The 261-nt window shown below is 68.2% G+C and carries 1 protein-coding gene; it reads right to left on the reverse strand.

From position 1 onward, the window contains the following. Positions 1-261: cytidylyltransferase domain-containing protein (locus tag RVY79_RS20170; protein ID WP_411161767.1), on the reverse strand; the 261-nt coding region annotated here is incomplete at both ends.

Raw genomic sequence — 261 nt, forward strand, 5'->3', positions numbered from 1 at the left:
GTCACGAGCTTGACGACATTCGGGTTCGCGAATTCGTCAGGGTCGGTCAACGCATGCGCAACGGTCGCCATCACGCAATCGGTCTGCGCGGTCAGGGTTGCCGCACAGGCGTTGATCAGGGCCGGCGCGATCAGTGGCTCGTCGCCCTGCACATTGACGACCACCGCGTCGTCCGGCAGGCCCAGCTGCCCGACGGCTTCGGCGAGGCGGTCGCTGCCGGAAGGGTGGTCGGCCCGCGTCTTGAGTGCGTGCACGCCGTGC

This window comes from Chromohalobacter sp. HP20-39, from assembly GCF_033052815.1.
Taxonomy (GTDB): Bacteria; Pseudomonadota; Gammaproteobacteria; order Pseudomonadales; family Halomonadaceae; genus Chromohalobacter.